Below are 16884 nucleotides of genomic sequence, written 5' to 3' on the forward strand. Positions count from 1 at the left end.
ACGTCCTGAAAGCCCCCCATTCCCTGTGGGAGCGGGCTTGCCCCGCGAAGAGGCCGGTACAGGCTTACCGCGACATGTCCTCGATCACCTTTCTCAGCGAAGCCGGCAACATCGGCCCATGCCCCAGCCCCTCGAACCGCTCGAAGCGCACCTGCAACCCCTGCACCTTGGCCAGGTCCGCCGCCAGCTCCCGCGCCGGCCGCTCCACATCGCCTTTCACCGCCGCACGCGGATTCGACGGTTCCTCACCTCCCCGCATCAACAACAGTGTCGGGCGGCTGTCCCCCAAGCGCTGCTGCAACCCCTGCGCCTCGCGAACGATGGCCCCGTCATGCCACCACAACGAAGGGCTGGCCGCCGCGTAGTCGCTGAACGCCCCAGGCCGGGTGAACAGCGCATGCAGCACCGCCAGCCCTCCGTAGGAATGCCCCCACAGCGTCTGGCGTTGCAGGTCGATCGGCGCCACCTCGGCCACCCTCGGCCGCATGCGCTGGGTCAGCAGATCGAGGAACGCATCCACGCCTCCACTGGGCTGCCCGGTCAGCGGATCGCGCTGCTCGGTTTGCCCAGGTAGCGCCGGGGTGTAGTCGTAGGTGCGCCCGGCCCGTTCGATCCGTTGCTCGGTCTGGTAACCCACCGCCACCAGCAGCGGCGCCTGACCTGCGGCGAGTTGCTGCAACTGCGCGCTGTCCAGCGCGCCAAGCGCGGCATTGCCGTCGAGCATCCACAGCACCGGATAGCCGGCGGCAGGTGCCGGGCGGTCCGGCTTGCCGATCCACAACCGGTAATGACGCTGGCCATCGACCGAGTCCAGGTCGAGCTGACTGAAGCGGTAGGGCAGGTCCTGGCGCTGCAGCAGTGAGGTGTCCATCTTCTGCTCGCGCTCCGGCTGCGCCTGGGCGGCCGGGGCGGCGAGGGCCAGTGCCATGGCCAGGTACAGGGGCATCTTGCTCATCAGGCAATACTCGTCATGGCGTCAGAACGACGCAGTCAGGCTGGTGTACAGGGTGCGGCCCGGTTCGTTGTAGGTGGCGGCGCCAGCACCTTCGATGCCGTTCACACCCTGGGCATTGCCGGCACGGAACAGGCGCTTGTCGAACAGGTTGTCGATGCCGGCGGTCAGGCTGAGGTTCTTGCTGATCGCATAGGTGCCGCTGGCGCCAACCAGGGCATAGGGCGCCAGCTGGTCGTTCGACGAACCGGTGACACGCTCACCGTGGTAGTCGTACTTCTTCGGCTTCTGCTTGCCGTACCAGGCCACGCTCAACTGCAGCGAAAGGTCGTCGCTGGCTTGCCAGTCGAGCATCGAGTTGAGGGTGTAGGCCGGGGTCACCGACAGGGTCTCGCCGGTTTCCTTGTTCTTCGACTGCAGCATGTAGGTGAGGTTGTTGGTCCACTGCAACTGCTCGGTCAGCGGGATGGTCAGGGTGCCTTCCAGGCCCTCGACCACGGCCTTGGGGATGTTTTCCCACTGGTAGATCGCGGCGTTGGCGTAGCTGCCGCTGCCGCCGCTGGCGTTGCCGATCGGGCTCAGGCCGGAGTCGATCTTGTTCTTGTAGTCGTTGCGAAAGTAGGTCAGGCCAGCGACCCAGCCGTCACGCTGGTACTCGATGCCCAGTTCCTTGTTGATGCTGGTCTCGGCTTCAAGGTTCTCGTTGCCTTGCAGGTAGCAGCTGGTGCTCTGCCCATAGCAGCCCTGGCCGCGACTGTAGAGCAGGTAGTCGGGGTTGAGCTGGTAAAGATTCGGCGCCTTGTAGGCACGGGCGATGCCGGCTTTCAGGGTGAGGGTCTCGGTCAGCGCGTGGGACAGGTTGAGCGATGGGCTCCAGTTGTCGCCAACGATGCTGTGGTGGTCGAAGCGCAGGGCAGGGGTGAGCATGGTGCCGGGCATCAGCTCGATGTTGTCTTCGGCGAACAGCGAGAAGATCTGCGCTTGCGAGCTGGTGTCGCGACCGCTGCTGGTCAAGCCGTCGACGCCGCCGCCCTCGCTGGTGCTCTGGGTGTTGGCACTGGGGTCGTCGAGTTTTTGCTGGGTCCATTCGCTGCCCAGGGTCAGGGTCTGGTCGCGCCAGGCGTGCAGCGGCAGGTTCAGCTCGCCGTGGGCGGTCAGGTCGCGCAGGGTCGAGGTGTAGAAATCGGTGCTGCTGAAGATACCTTCGGTGCCACCGGCCAGACCTTCGTTGATCCGCTGGTTGCGGGTCTTTTCATATTGCAGGTAGGCCATGCTGCTGCCGAAGTCCCAGTCGCCGCGATGGGTAAGGGCGAAGTTCTCGCGGTAGAGAATGTTGGTCTCCTTGCCCAGCATGCTTTTCACGTTGGCGTTGGAGTTGGTGTTCTGGGTATCACCGGTGTAGATGTTGCCCTGGCGGCTGAAGCCGGCCTCGAATTCCAGGGTTTGCTCAGGCGTCAGGTGCCAGCTCAGCAAGCCATTGACGTCCTTGTTGCGCACGCCTTCGCGGCCGGCGGGCAAGGTGCCGGCCTGGTTGCCGGTGCGCTCGGATTCATGGCCGGCGTTGATGTCCCAGTCATCCGAGTCGGTCTTGGCGACGTTGCCGTAGACGCGGTAGCTGAGGGTGTCGGTGAGCGGGCCGTTGAGGCCGAAGCTCACGCGCTTGGTGGCGCCTTCGTCACCGTGCTGGGGAAAGTTCTGGTAAACGGTCATGTTGCCGTGGGTTTCGCCAGAGGCCTGCTTGGTGATGATGTTGACCACCCCGCCCATGGCCCCGGAGCCATAGCGGGCCGCGGCCGGGCCACGGATCACTTCGATACGCTCGACCTGGTCGGCCGGCACCCAGTTGGTATCGCCGCGCGAGTCGCGCTCGCCACGCCAGCCGTAGCGCACCGAGCTGCGGCTGCTCACCGGCTTGCCATCGACCAGGATCAGGGTGTTTTCCGGTCCCATGCCACGGATGTCGATCTGCCGGTTGTTGCCGCGCTGGCCACTGGTGGAGTTGCCGGTCAGATTGACCCCCGGCATGGTGCGGATGATCTGCGACAGGTCGTTGGCCGGCGGGCGTTTCTTGATGTCCTCGGCGGTGATGATCGACACGCCCGGCGCCTGCTTGGTTTCTTCCAGTGCAGTGGCCACCACGTTCTGGCTTTCCAGCTCGATGGGCGCTGGCTGGTCGGTGGCGGCCTGCACGGCGCTGCTCAGCAGGCAGCTGGTCAGCAGCAGGAAGGGGGCGAAAGAAAGCGGGCGGGGCGACATCATCGATCTCCGGAACAGCGAGCGGAAGGCAAGAGATCGTGGATGATAATCACTCTTAATTGAGAGTAAAGCGCATTAACTTTCTAAACATTTGCCGGCACTGGGCAGCAACAGGTGCAGGCACAGGCCCGGATGGCCATTGCTGGCCCACAGCTTGCCGCCTTGCAGCTCGATGGCCCGGCGGGCGATGGCCAGACCCAGGCCGAAACCGGCGCCGCTGTCAGCCAAGCGTTGGTAGGGTTGGAATATGCGTTCCAGCTCATCGTGGGGCACGCCGGGGCCCTGGTCGCTCACGCGCAGATGCCAGAAATCGCCCTCGCGCCAGCCGTCCAGGCAGACCCGGCCACCGTCCGGCGAATGGCGGATGGCGTTGCGCAGCAGGTTCTCCAGCGCCTGGGCCAGGCTGTCGAGATGGGCCTGCACCACGCAGTCGGTGCCCAGCGAGCAAGGGAGGCGAGTGCGGTCCCAGCCGCTTTCGAAACAGCTGTCTTGGCTCAATGCCTCCCAGACCGACAGCAGCAGCACCGGCTCGGTGGCGAGCTGCGGTTGTTCGGTGTCCATCCAGGCCAGGTCGAGGGTGTCTTCCAGCAGTTTCTGCATGTCGTCCACTTCACGATCCAGTCGCTCGCGCAGCTGCGCTGGCGGCAGGTCGCTGTCGTGGGCGATGCGCAGGCGGGCCAGGGGCGTGCGCAGCTCGTGGGACAAGGTGCGCAGCAACAGCCGTTGCTGCTCCAGGCTCTGGCGCAGGCGGGCGGCCATGTGCTCGAAGGCCTGGGCCAGTTCGCCCAGCTCGTCGCGGCGCTTCTGCAAGGGCAGACCAGGGCTCTCCAGGTCGTCGGCGCGCAAGGCGTCGGCGCGGTCGCGCAGGCGGTTCAGCGGCGCTACCAGATGGCGATACAGGGCCAGCCCCATCAGCAGGGCGAGCAGCGCAGGGGCGACGCCGTGGGTGATGACGTGGGTCCATGGGGTCAGGCCCGTGGGCAGCAGGTGCTCGGGTAGCTGGATGACCAGGCGACCTTCCTCCGGGTGCTCGGGGAAGGCGATGCTGACGTAGGGCAGTTCGTCCTGCAGGCGCCGGCTCATGGGCCAGTCGAGCTTGCGCATGAAGGTCAGGTGGCTGGCCTCCTCGGCGCTCAGTGGCGTGCTGCCGAGGCTCTCCAGGCGCGGGCCGATCAGTGCCACCCAGGTGTCCTCGGCGCGTTCGAGCTGGCGACGATAGGCTTCGGCGCCCGTTGCACCGCCGTTGTGCCAGGCGTCTTCGGCCTGTTGTGCGTAACGCGCGAGAGAGTCCTGGTCGGCGGGGGAAAGGAAATAGGTACTGCGCTCCACCGACAGCCCCCAGGTCCAGATCAGCCAGGTCAGCAACAGGCAGAAGCCAACTTGCAGCAGCGCCAGCTTCCACAGCAGGGGATGACGACGCATCAGCAGTCTTCCGTGTTCACCAGAATGTAGCCTTGGCCGCGGACGGCCTGGATCTGCAGGTGCTGGGCGCCGATGTCGGTGAGCTTGCGGCGCAGGTTGCAGACGTGCACATCGAGGCCGCGATCCAGTCGGGTGTAGGCCCGGTGCAAGACGGTCTGGTAGAGAAAGGCCTTGCTCAGCGCTTCGCCAGGGTGCGCGTGGAGGGTGGTCAGCAGGCGGAATTCGGAGCCGGTAAGGCCAGCGCCCTGGTCTTGGTAGAGGGCATCCTGGCGCTCTTGATCGAGGGTCACCGAGCCCTGGCGGCCTGGCGTGGCGGGCAAGCGGTCAAGGGCCACCCGGCGCAGCAGCGCATCGACGCGGGCATTGAGTTCAGCGAGGCTGAAGGGCTTGGGCAGGTAATCGTCAGCGCCTCGGGTGAAGCCACTGATGCGATCCTGCTCGGCGCCCAGCGCCGACATCAGCATCACGGGCACGGCCTGCTGGCGGCGCAGCTGGTCGAGCAGGCTGAGGCCGTCGATGCCGGGCAACATGATGTCCAGCAGTACCAGGTCGAAGCGCTCTTGCTGCATGGCGCTCAGCGCCTGGGTGCCGGAGGCACAGGCGTGGACGAGGAAACCACGGTTGCGAAAGTGCTGTTCCAGGTCCTGGCGCAGGCGCTGGTCGTCTTCGGCGAGGAGAAGCTTGGTGGGCACGGCAGGAGCCTTGAATGAGAATTAGTATCAAATACGAATCATCCCACTGCGTGCGCTGATGGGCAAGCATGGCCAGGGGGTGTTTTGCAGGCATTAAAAAGCCGGCTTGTGGCCGGCTTCTCGGGGACGGCTCCGGCTAATTTATGGTAAGCCGCAACCGCCTTAACTGTGTGGCCATGAAAGGCCTGAAAGAGATAGCAAGCGCTCGTATGGATCGCTGCCGAGCCCTCTGGATCGCGGCTTGTGCCGGCCTGGGCTTGATGTGCGGCGTAGCATACAGAGGCTTGCGCAGGATGCCCAGCAAAAAATGGCACAGGGTGTTTCAACCGGGCCGTCGTTGGCGGTAATGCGACCAGTGGAACACCCAGCCGAGGATTTCCAGGCGTTGGTCCTGGCGTTGGACGCGGGTGTAGCGCTCTACGGGGTAGTTGTGCCGGTCACTGCTGTGCAGGCACAGGGTGCCGTTCTGGCCACGGCTGAGGCTGTTCACCCTGAGTGCGCCGTTATGCAGCAGGGCATAAGTCTCCCCGTCGACAACACTGATCTGGCTCAGGTCGATGGCCAGGATCGCGTTACTGGGGATCCACGGCTCCATGTTGCTGGCTGGCATGGCCAGGCTGACGGCATTGCCTGGCGCGATGCCGAGCGCTTTGAGTGCTTTGGCGGGCAGGCGCAGGCAGTGTCCGTCAAGGGCGACGAGTCGGCCTTCGTTCACCTCGTGAAAGGGTACGTGCAACAGCCGGCCATCCTGTTTAGACAGCGCACGGGTCGAAACCGGCTCGGCCCCGGAGGCGTCAACCCGCAGGATCGAACTGGGATGCTTGGGGCCTTCGCCGCAGCGCAACCAGCGCCTGTGGACACAGAACAGGTCGGCGATTTCGTCGAGTCGAGCAAGGGGAATGCCGCGTCGGAACCAGTTGTTGACGTGCTGGGGCGTGACACGACGCTGCGCGGCGAAGTCGGAAGGGGTCAGGCCGCATTCTTGGAGCAGGGCCTTTAGGCGGTCACCGGAAGTTTTCATGAGGCCGAGTCTAACGGCCAGCTCTCGGTAGGGAAATGAACGCGATGTTGATGGAAAATGTACGAAAATGGCGTGTTTGTAGGACGTTGGAGTAGGACGCTGTAGGACTTTTTACCGTCCAATCGACACCCACAAAAAACCCCGCCGAAGCGGGGTTTTTGGTGCAGTCGCTATCAGCCCTTGTAGGCAGCAACCGACTTGGTGATCGCGGCACGGGCGGCGTCGGCGCCTTCCCAGCCTTCGATCTTGACCCACTTGCCCTTTTCGAGATCCTTGTAGTTCTCGAAGAAGTGCTCGATCTGCTGGATCAGCAGCGCCGGCAGGTCGGTGTATTCCTTCACGTCGACGTACAGCTGCGACAGTTTGTCGTGCGGTACGGCGATGACCTTGGCGTCGCCGCCGCCGTCGTCGGTCATGTTCAGGATGCCGACCGGACGGGCACGGATGACCGAGCCAGGAGCAACTGGGTAGGGAGTTACTACCAGCACGTCCAGCGGATCACCGTCGTCGGCCAGGGTGTTGGGGATGAAACCGTAGTTGGCCGGGTAGAACATCGGGGTGGCCATGAAGCGGTCAACGAACAGGGTGTCGCTGTCCTTGTCGATTTCGTACTTGATCGGCGCGTGGTTGGCCGGGATCTCGATGGCGACGTAGATGTCGTTCGGCAGGTCTTTGCCAGCCGGAATCTTGCTGTAGCTCATTGGGCAGTGCCCCCGTGTTTGATCAAAAAAGTGGCGGCGATTATAGGCACATTCCGCCAGGCCATGCCACGCCCGACCTGATGCGCGGGCGCATCAGGCGTGGCTTTCGCGGTAGTCGGGGTGTTCGTTCTGCAACTGCGTGAGGCGCGCCAGCGGGTCCTGACGGTAGAACAGCGACAACTGCTGGTACACCTGTGGATAAGCCTGCTGCAGCAAGTCGGGGGCGCTGAAGAAGTATTCGCTGGCCACGGCAAAGAACTCCGCCGGGTTTTCCGCCGCGTAGGGGTCGATGGCCGTGTGCGCGTCGGGGTTGGCATCCAGCTGGCGGTTGAGGTCGTCGTAGGCCTGCTGCATGGTGAGGGCCCAGTCCTCGACGCGCATGTCGCTGTGCAGAGGGGGCAGGCCGTTGGCATCGCCATTGAGCATGTCGAGCTTGTGCGCCAGCTCATGGATCACCAGGTTGTAGGCCTCCCAGCCACCGCTGGTCAGCACCCCGGCCCAGGCCATGATCACCGGGCCTTGTTGCCAGGCTTCGCCGCTGTGCTCGGCATCCCAGACATGCTCCACGCCGCTGGCGTCGCGGTGGCGCTGGGGGCTCTTGAAGTCGTCGGGGTAAAGGATGATCTCGTGGAAGCCCTGGTACCAGTTCAGCTCGCCCAGGTGCAGCAGCGGCAGCTGGGCCTGGGCGGCGAGGAACAGGCGCTGTTCATCGTCAAGCTCGACGCCGGGCAGGGTAGTCAGGTGCTTGTCGAGCAGAAACAGGATGCATGCCTCGCGCAGCCAACGGTCCTCGGCATCGCTGATGCCATCGAGCATGGGCAGGCGCTCGCGAACCGCCTGCCATTGCCGAGGCTCGATCGGGTAGCGCGCCAGGGTGCGCTTGCGCCGCCAGGCGCTGAATGACCACATGTGCGCTGTCAGTGGGCTTTGGCCGTGCGGCTCAGGCGGCCACGCAGCAAGCCCAGGACCATCGGGAACAGCGACAGGAAGATGATGCCGACGACCATCAGCGACAGGTGTTGCTTGATGAACGGCACGTTGCCGAAGAAGTAGCCCAAGGTCACCAGTCCGCAGACCCACAGGATTGAACCTGCGACGCTGAAGGCCAGGAAGCGCGGGTAGTGCATGTGGGCGATGCCGGCGACGAACGGCGCGAAGGTGCGCAGGATCGGCAGGAAACGCGCCAGGGTCACGGTCTTGCCGCCGTGGCGTTCGTAGAATTCGTTGGTGCGCTGCAGGTAATCGCGGCGGAAGATCTTCGAATTGGGGTTGTTGAACAGTCGCTCACCCGCTGTGCGACCGATCACGTAGTTGGTGCTGTCACCCAGGATCGCCGCAGCCATCAGCAGCCCAGCCAGCAACACGGGGTCCATGCCGCCGCCAGCGGCTACCGCACCGGCGATGAACAGCAGCGAATCGCCGGGCAGGAACGGCATCACCACCAGGCCGGTTTCGCAGAAGATCACCGTGAACAGGATGGCGTAGATCCAGGGGCCGTAATTGGTGACCAGCAGATCGAGGTAGGCATCGAGATGCAGGATAAGGTCCAGCGGGTTGAAATCCATGTACAGCACCTGTGTTCTTGACCCGCAGCTGCTACGGGCGCGCGGACCTGCGGGAGGGTAATTTTTCACACATGTCAGGAGGACGCATTATACGGCTAAGTCGGAGTCGTGCCCGGGGAGTTTGTAGCGGGGGGTTACCGGCCCTTATCGCCGGCAAGCCGGCTCCCACAGGTACCCCACTGATTTCGAGAGCGGTGCAATACCTGTGGGAGCCGGCTTGTCGTGGCGACGAACCGCGGCGATAGGGCCGGAACAGATCAATCGTAAGTGATCGGCAAGATGTAGCTCTCGAACTCGGTATCCTTGCGAAAGCCCATGGATTCATACGTCATGCGTGCCACCTCGTTATTGGCACTGGTCGACACCCGCATGCGCACCGACTGGGTGCCCTTGGCCATTTTCTTGGCCTCGCGCATCAGGTGGTCGGCCACCAGCATGCGCCGCGAGTCTTCGGCCACGAAGATATCGTTGAGAATCCATACCCGCTTGAGCGACAGCGACGAGAAGCTCGGGTACAGCTGGCAGAAACCCAGCAATTTACCGTCGTCATCATCCGGCAAGGCCAGGTAGATGACCGATTCGTCATGCTTGAGGCGTTTTTCCAGGAAGCTGCGCGAGCTGTCCGGATAGGGGAGCTGCCCATAGAACTCGCGGTATCTGACGAACAGCGGAGTGAGCAGGTCGAGGTGTTCCAGGCTTGCCTTGATGATGCGCATGTGTGGCCCTCAGAATCCATTTGGGGAAACAGCGGAATGCCAGCAACTCTCAAACGCATGCTGCCCAATGCAGGCTAGAAGTGCAATCCGCCATCCGTGACATGTTTTTTACCCTTCGCCGAGCAGAAAGTTACCTTTTTGATTGCGGTCGTTGTCATTTTCGAGAGTATGAACCTCCGCTTCATCCTTCAGATTCACCCCGGACAGCTGCCGGCGGCAGGCCTCGCGCATCAGGTAGAGCAGGCGGTGGGCGGCCATGCCGTAGCTCAGGCCCTCCAGGCGCACGTTGGAAATGCAGTTGCGGTAGGCGTCGGTCAGGCCGACCTTGGGCCCATAGGTGAAGTACAGGCCAAGGCTGTCGGGAGAGCTCAATCCGGGCCGTTCGCCGATCAGCATGACCGTCATGCGGGCGCCGAGCAGTTCGCCCACCTCATCGGCCACGGCCACACGGCCTTGCTCCACCAGCACCACAGGGGCGCTGGTCCAGCCATCGGCCGCTGCCTGTTCTTCGAAACGGCTCAGAAACGGCAGGGTATGGCGATGCACGGCCAGGGCCGAGAGGCCATCGGCGACCACGATCGCCAGGTCGAAGCCGCCTGGGTTGGCCTGGGCATGCTGGCGCAGGCGCTCGATCGAGTCTTCGTTCAGGCGTCGGCCGAGGTCGGGGCGCTGCAGATACTGGTTACGGTCGCTGGCGGCACTGTGCAGCAGCAGGCTGTCGCGCCCCCGGTCCTTCAGTTGCTCGGCCAGCGCCGCGTGGTCGAACGGCAGGTGCACGGCGTCACGGGCCTGGGCGTGGGCGAACTGGAAGTCCAGCTGGGCGCTGGTCGGCAGGCTGATGCCGCTGCGGCCCAGGGCGATGCGGGCCGGCGTCAGGTTGCGCAAGGCCAGCCAGGGGTTTTCGGGAGTGGGCGTACGATGGTCCATGGTCACCTCTATGCCAGCTGCGCCAAGGCCTGGCGGAACGCCGGCGGCAGGTTGTCGCCGAAGCGTATCCGGCCATCGGCCTGGGTGAAGATGCCGGTGCGCTGCAACCAGGCCTCGAATTCCGGCCCGGGCTTGAGGCCCAGGGTCTGGCGCGCGTACAGCGCGTCGTGGAACGAGGTGGTCTGGTAGTTGAGCATGATGTCGTCGGAACCGGGGATGCCCATGATGAAGTTGATCCCGGCCACACCCAGCAGGGTCAGCAGGGTATCCATGTCGTCCTGGTCGGCTTCGGCGTGGTTGGTGTAGCAGATGTCGCAGCCCATCGGCACGCCAAGCAGCTTGCCGCAGAAGTGGTCTTCCAGCCCTGCGCGGATGATCTGCTTGCCGTTGTACAGGTACTCCGGGCCGATGAAACCGACCACGGTGTTGACCAGAAACGGCTTGAAGTGGCGGGCCACGGCATAGGCGCGGGTTTCGCAGGTCTGCTGGTCGACACCATGATGGGCATTGGCCGACAAGGCACTGCCCTGGCCGGTTTCGAAGTACATGAGGTTCTGTCCGAGGGTGCCACGCCCCTGGGACAGGCCGGCCTCATAGCCTTCCTGCAGCACGTTGAGGTTGATGCCGAAACTGGCGTTGGCGGCCTCGGTGCCGGCAATCGACTGGAACACCAGGTCCAGGGGCACGCCGCGGTTGATCGCTTCGATCGAGGTGGTCACGTGGGTCAGCACGCACGCCTGGGTGGGGATGTCGTAGCGCTGGATGATGGCGTCGAGCATTTCCAGCAAGGCGCAGATCGAGGCGATGCTGTCGGTGGCCGGGTTGATGCCGATCATGGCGTCGCCATTGCCGTAGAGCAGGCCGTCGAGAATGCTGGCAGCGATGCCGGCCGGCTCGTCGGTGGGGTGGTTGGGTTGCAGGCGGGTCGACAGCCGCCCGCGCAAGCCCATGGTGCCGCGAAAGCGGGTGACCACGCGGATTTTCTGGGCCACCAGTACCAGGTCCTGCACGCGCATGATCTTCGACACCGCAGCGGCCATTTCCGGCGTCAGGCCTGGGGCCAGGGCGCGCAGGCTGTCTTCGTCGGCCTCTTCGCTGAGCAGCCAGTCGCGCAGGCCACCCACGGTGAGGTGGCTGACCGGGGCAAACGCCTGGGCGTCGTGGCTGTCGATGATCAGCCGGGTCACTTCATCGTGTTCGTAAGGGATCAGCGCTTCGTTGAGAAAGTGGCTGAGCGGGATATTGGCCAGGGCCATCTGCGCGGCCACCCGTTCGCCGTCGTTGGCGGCGGCGACGCCGGCCAGATAATCCCCGGAACGTGCCGGGCTGGCCTTGGCCATCACGTCCTTGAGGCTGTCGAAGCGGTAGACCAGGTGGTCCACCGTGTGTACGAAACTTGCCATACAGAATCTCCAGAGCGCCGCGGGGCTTGCCCGCGGCGGGTGTCGACGATCAGTGCAGAGCCTCTTCGGCTTTCTGGATCGCGGCGAATTCCTCTTCCGGTGTCCCCGCAACCAGGTGGTGGCGGCTGTAGAACGCAAAGTAGGCGATCAATACCGCATAGATCACTGCAGCGCCAATCACCACCCGTGGGTCGACCAGGAAGCCCGCGACCACCGCGATGCAGGCCAGCACCAGTGCCACGCCCGAGGTGAAGATGCCGCCAGGGGTGCGATACGGGCGCTCCATCTTCGGCCGGCGGATACGCAGGGTGATGTGCGCAGCCATCATCAGTACATAAGACAGCGTAGCGCCGAACACCGCGACCAGGATCAGCAGGTCGCCCTGGCCGGTCAGTGACAGGGCAAAACCAATGATGCCGGGGATGACCAGGGCCAGCACCGGCGCCTTGCTCTTGTTGGTCTCGGACAGTTTGCGCGGCAGGTAGCCGGCACGGGACAGGGCGAAGATCTGCCGCGAATAGGCGTAGATAATCGAGAAAAAGCTGGCGATCAGGCCAGCCAGGCCCACCAGGTTGACGAAGCTGCCCATCCAGGTGGAACCGCCGTAAGCCTTGGCCAGTGCCTCGACCAGCGGGTTGCCGGAGGCCTTCAGCGCTTCGGCACCGGCGGCGCCCGGGCCGACCACCAGAATCAGCAGGGCGAAGGCCAGCAGCACCAGCATGGCGCCAATCAGGCCGCGTGGCAGGTCGCGTTTCGGGTTCTTGGTTTCCTCGGCCGCCAGTGGCACGCCTTCTACCGCCAGGAAGAACCAGATGGCGTAGGGGATGGCCGCCCACACCCCGACATAGCCGAACGGCAGGAAGCTGCTGGCGCCCACCGCGTCGGTCTGGGCGATGTCGAACAGGTTCGCTGCATCAAAATGGGGCACCATGCTCACCAGGAACACGGCCAGGGCGATGGCGGCGATGGCGGTGATGATGAACATCAGCTTGAGCGCTTCACCGACGCCAAAAATGTGGATGCCGATGAACACGACGTAGAACGCCAGATAGATCATCCAGCCGCCGATACCGAACAGTGACTGGCAGTAGGCGCCGATGAACACGGCGATGGCGGCGGGGGCGATGGCGTATTCGATCAGGATCGCCGTACCGGTAAGAAAGCCGCCCCACGGGCCAAAGGCGCTGCGGGCAAAGCCGTAGCCGCCGCCTGCGGTGGGGATCATCGACGACAGTTCGGCCAGCGAGAAGCACATGCACAGGTACATGGTGGCCATCAGCAAGGTGGCGAGGAACATGCCGCCCCAGCCGCCCTGGGCCAGGCCGAAGTTCCAGCCGGCGTAGTCGCCCGAGATCACGTAGGCCACGCCCAGACCGACCAGCAGGACCCAGCCGGCGGCGCCTTTTTTCAGTTCACGTTGCTGGAAATAGTCCGAACCGACTTTTTCGAAGTCGACGGATGCACCTGCCGGCGAGCCGGCGGAATGATCGCTTGGCATAGATTCACCTGTTGTTTTTCTTGGTGGCTGGAAGGGTTCCGGCCGCTGGTGATGGGTACTGCAGGAAGCGAGCCAGAGCGGTTTTTGCACGGTGGCTCTGGAGGGTGTGATGCTGTGCCGGCCTCTTCGCGGGGCAAGCCCGCTCCCACAGTGACAGCAGTCGCACTGCAAGAACTGTGGGAGCGGGCTTGCCCCGCGAAGGGCGCGACGCGGGTTAGAAGAAGCCCAGCGGGTTGATGTCGTAGCTCACCAGCAGGTTCTTGGTCTGCTGGTAATGGTCGAGCATCATCTTGTGGGTTTCACGGCCAACGCCGGACTTCTTGTAGCCACCGAACGCGGCATGCGCCGGGTACAGGTGGTAGCAGTTGGTCCACACGCGGCCGGCCTTGATGCCGCGGCCCATGCGGTAGGCGCGGTTGATGTCGCGGGTCCAGACACCGGCACCGAGGCCGAACTCGGTGTCGTTGGCGATCGCCAGGGCTTCGGCTTCGTCCTTGAAGGTGGTGACGCTGACCACCGGGCCGAAGATTTCTTCCTGGAACACGCGCATCTTGTTGTTGCCTTTGAGCAGGGTCGGCTGGATGTAGTAGCCGGTGGCCAGCGAGCCCTCCAGTTTTTCCACCTTGCCGCCGGTCAGCAGCTCGGCGCCTTCATCCTGGGCGATCTGCAGGTACGACAGGATCTTCTCGAACTGCTGCTGCGAGGCCTGGGCGCCGACCATGGTGTCGGTGTCCAGCGGGTCGCCGCGCTTGATCTGCAGCACCTTCTTCATCACCACTTCCATGAACTGCGGATAGATCGACTCCTGCACCAGGGCGCGCGATGGGCAGGTGCACACTTCGCCCTGGTTGAAGAACGCCAGCACCATGCCTTCGGCGGCCTTGTCGATGAAGCTCGGCTCGGCCTGCATGATGTCTTCGAAGTACACGTTCGGCGACTTGCCGCCCAGCTCGACGGTGGACGGGATGATGTTCTCGGCGGCGCACTTCATGATGTGCGAGCCCACTGGCGTGGAGCCGGTGAAGGCGATCTTGGCGATGCGCTTGCTGGTGGCCAGCGCTTCACCGGCTTCGCGGCCATAGCCTTGCACCACATTGAGCACGCCAGGTGGCAACAGGTCGCCGATCAGTTCGACCAGTACGGTGATGCCCAGTGGGGTCTGCTCGGCCGGCTTCAGGACCACGCAGTTACCGGCGGCCAAGGCCGGGGCGAGTTTCCAGGCGGCCATGAGGATCGGGAAGTTCCACGGGATGATCTGGCCTACCACGCCCAGCGGCTCGTGGATGTGGTAGGACACGGTGCCTTCGTTGATTTCCGCCGCGCCGCCTTCCTGGGCGCGGATGCAGCCGGCGAAGTAGCGGAAGTGGTCGACGGCCAGCGGGATGTCGGCGTTGAGGGTTTCGCGAACAGGCTTGCCGTTGTCCCAGGTTTCGGTGATGGCCAGGACTTCGAGGTTCTGCTCGATACGGTCGGCGATCTTCAGCAGCACGTTGGAGCGGTCCTGCACTGAAGTGCGACCCCAGGCGTCGGCTGCGGCGTGGGCAGCGTCGAGGGCCTTGTCGATGTCTTCGGCAGTGGAACGGGGGAATTCTGCGATCAGTTTGCCATTCACCGGGGAGGTGTTTTCGAAGTACTGCCCCTTGACCGGAGCTACGAACTCACCACCGATGTAGTTGCCGTAGCGGCTCTTGAAGGTAACCTTCGCGCCCTCGGTACCGGGATGTGCATAACGCATGGTGTGTCTCCTGGTTAATTGTGTTTGTTGAGGAGTTAACAAGCGTAGAGCAAAGGTTGGGCCAGTGTGGCAAGCCCCAAGGAAATCAATAACTTGGAGCATTGTTCAGCACTGACCAGTCAGCCCTTGTGCCAGGGCTGGCACGGCCGGGGGTGACACTTTGTACCGTTTGCGACACGCCGGATGACGGTGCATTGCAAAGCCCGGTGGGGTAGAGGATGCTGGAAAGAGTCTCTATCTGCGGAGAACAACAACTAATGCAGAACAATCACTTCAGTCGCCATGCCCAGCAGGTGCATACCGTCGCCCGCGGCGAAGCCGGCAGCGATCCATCGATTGCCCGCTCCTGGCTGCGCTGCCTGGAGGACTATCACCTCGATCCTTCGGTAATCGAGGCACCGGTGGTGCTCGAGCATGGTCGCCTGCTGGAAAGCCGCGAGCGCCTGCATCAGGTGCTGAAAATCGCCGATGGCGAAATGAACAGCCTGCATCAGCAGCTTTCCGGTGCCGGTCATGCGGTGTTGCTGACCGATGCCCGTGGGGTAATCCTCAACTGCGTGACCGCGCCCAATGAGCGGCGCAACTTCGAGCGCGCCGGGCTGTGGCTGGGCGCCGACTGGAGCGAGGCCAGCGAAGGCACCAACGGCATCGGCACCTGCCTGGTCGAGCGCCAGGCGCTGACCATCCACCAGAACGAACATTTTCGCGGTCGCCATACCGGCCTGACCTGTTCGGCCAGCCCGGTGTTCGACCCCCATGGCGAGCTGCTGGCGGTGCTCGATGTGTCTTCGGCGCGGCCGGATGTGTCGCGCCAGAGCCAGTTCCACACCATGGCCCTGGTCAACCTCTCGGCGAAGATGATCGAGAGCTGTTACTTCCTGCGCCATTTCGAGCAGCAGTGGTTGCTGCGCTTCCACTTGCAGGCCGAGTCGGTCGGCTTGTTCAGCGAAGGCTTGCTGGCCTTCGATGGCGATGGCCGCATCTGCGCGGCCAACCAGAGTGCCCTGAATCTGTTGGGCAGTATTCGCGGTGGCGTGCTGGGCAAGCCGCTGGAGCGTTTTTTTGCCTGTAGCCATGACGAACTGTTCAGCCGCGCCACCCCCGACGGCAGCACGGCCTGGCCGCTGCGCACCCGCGATGGCCGGCAAGTGTTCGCCAGCCTGCGTGGCCAGGCGCGGGCGCCGTTGTGGACGGTGCCGGCCAGCCTGCCAGAGGCCCGGCGCCCGGCCGACCCCGGCATCTGCCTGCTGGACCCGGCGCTGCAGAATGACTTCCGCCGGGCCGTGCGGGTGTTCGAGCGCGATGTGCCGTTGCTGCTGTGCGGTGAAACCGGTTGCGGCAAGGAGGCCTTCGCCCAGGCCGTGCACCAGGCCAGCCAGCGTCGCGGCAAGCCATTCGTGGCGGTCAACTGTGCGTCGATCCCGGAAAGCCTGATCGAGAGCGAGCTGTTCGGTTATCGCGGCGGCAGTTTCACCGGTGCACGCAAGGAAGGCATGCGCGGCAAGCTGCTGCAGGCCGATGGCGGTACGTTGCTGCTGGATGAAATCGGTGACATGCCGCTGGCGCTGCAAACCCGCCTGCTGCGCGTGTTGGAGGAGCGCCAGGTGGTGCCGATCGGCGGCGAGGCACAGGCGGTGGATGTGCGTATCGTCAGTGCTACTCACCGGGATTTGCTGGAGCGGGTGGAGCAGGGCAGTTTCCGCGAAGACCTGTACTACCGGCTCAATGGCCTGGAAGTGGCGTTGCCGGCGGTGCGCGAGCGCAGTGACAAGGCTCAACTGCTGGACTTCCTGCTTCGCCAGGAGGCGCAGGGGCAGCGGGTCGAACTGGAGCCCAGGGCGCGTCAGGCGCTGCTGGACTTTGCCTGGCCGGGTAACGTGCGGCAGATGCGCAATGTATTGCGCACGCTCGTGGCGCTTTGCGATAACACCTTCATCGGGTTCTCCGACCTGCCCGCGACCTTCCGTAGCAATGCGGCCCCTGTGGGAGCGGGCTT

General features: G+C 64.1%; 14 protein-coding genes. 1 reads left to right on the forward strand and 13 read right to left on the reverse strand.

Annotation, left to right across the window (positions count from 1 at the left end):
• Positions 1-64: 64 nt before the first annotated feature.
• The 13 genes from PMI38_RS07590 to exaC form a co-directional block, all read right to left on the reverse strand.
• Positions 65-955, reverse strand: coding sequence for an alpha/beta hydrolase (locus PMI38_RS07590; RefSeq protein WP_008092381.1), 891 nt, complete (start codon positions 953-955; stop codon positions 65-67).
• Between the two features lie 21 nt (positions 956-976).
• Positions 977-3208 (reverse strand): TonB-dependent siderophore receptor, encoded by a 2232-nt coding sequence (locus PMI38_RS07595; RefSeq protein ID WP_008092383.1) that lies wholly within the window; start codon positions 3206-3208, stop codon positions 977-979.
• Between the two features lie 75 nt (positions 3209-3283).
• Positions 3284-4630, reverse strand: coding sequence for a HAMP domain-containing sensor histidine kinase (locus PMI38_RS07600; RefSeq protein WP_008092385.1), 1347 nt, complete (start codon positions 4628-4630; stop codon positions 3284-3286).
• Positions 4630-5322, reverse strand: coding sequence for a response regulator transcription factor (locus PMI38_RS07605; protein WP_008092387.1), 693 nt, complete (start codon positions 5320-5322; stop codon positions 4630-4632). The genes PMI38_RS07600 and PMI38_RS07605 overlap by 1 nt, the downstream gene beginning before the upstream one ends.
• 322 nt (positions 5323-5644) lie before the next feature.
• Positions 5645-6343, reverse strand: coding sequence for a LexA family transcriptional regulator (locus PMI38_RS07610; RefSeq protein WP_008092388.1), 699 nt, complete (start codon positions 6341-6343; stop codon positions 5645-5647).
• A 173-nt stretch (positions 6344-6516) separates the two neighbouring features.
• Positions 6517-7044 (reverse strand): inorganic diphosphatase, encoded by a 528-nt coding sequence (gene ppa / locus PMI38_RS07615; protein WP_008092397.1) that lies wholly within the window; start codon positions 7042-7044, stop codon positions 6517-6519.
• Between the two features lie 93 nt (positions 7045-7137).
• Positions 7138-7953: a zinc-dependent peptidase gene (locus PMI38_RS07620; RefSeq protein WP_008092399.1), complete on the reverse strand. Its 816-nt coding sequence runs from the start codon at positions 7951-7953 to the stop codon at positions 7138-7140.
• Positions 7954-7961: 8 nt separating this feature from the next.
• On the reverse strand, positions 7962-8609 hold the full coding sequence (locus PMI38_RS07625; RefSeq protein ID WP_008092401.1) for a DedA family protein: 648 nt from the start codon (positions 8607-8609) through the stop codon (positions 7962-7964).
• A gap of 257 nt (positions 8610-8866) precedes the next feature.
• Positions 8867-9325 (reverse strand): GNAT family N-acetyltransferase, encoded by a 459-nt coding sequence (locus tag PMI38_RS07630; protein ID WP_008092403.1) that lies wholly within the window; start codon positions 9323-9325, stop codon positions 8867-8869.
• Positions 9326-9433: 108 nt separating this feature from the next.
• Complete coding sequence (gene eutC, locus PMI38_RS07635) at positions 9434-10252, reverse strand: ethanolamine ammonia-lyase subunit EutC (protein WP_008092405.1); 819 nt, start codon at positions 10250-10252, stop codon at positions 9434-9436.
• Between the two features lie 8 nt (positions 10253-10260).
• Positions 10261-11655, reverse strand: a complete 1395-nt coding sequence (locus PMI38_RS07640; protein ID WP_008092406.1) for an ethanolamine ammonia-lyase subunit EutB — start codon at positions 11653-11655, stop codon at positions 10261-10263.
• 49 nt (positions 11656-11704) lie between these two features.
• On the reverse strand, positions 11705-13153 hold the full coding sequence (gene eat / locus PMI38_RS07645) for an ethanolamine permease (RefSeq protein WP_008092408.1): 1449 nt from the start codon (positions 13151-13153) through the stop codon (positions 11705-11707).
• Positions 13154-13367: 214 nt separating this feature from the next.
• Positions 13368-14888: an acetaldehyde dehydrogenase ExaC gene (exaC, locus tag PMI38_RS07650; protein WP_008092410.1), complete on the reverse strand. Its 1521-nt coding sequence runs from the start codon at positions 14886-14888 to the stop codon at positions 13368-13370.
• Positions 14889-15145: 257 nt separating this feature from the next.
• On the opposite strand from exaC, the gene PMI38_RS07655 reads away from it, so the two are divergent.
• The coding region (locus PMI38_RS07655) for a sigma-54-dependent Fis family transcriptional regulator (RefSeq protein ID WP_008092412.1) at positions 15146-16884 on the forward strand (1739 nt) is incomplete at its 3' end.

The sequence above is a fragment of the Pseudomonas sp. GM84 genome (assembly GCF_000282535.1).
Lineage (GTDB): Bacteria > Pseudomonadota > Gammaproteobacteria > Pseudomonadales > Pseudomonadaceae > Aquipseudomonas.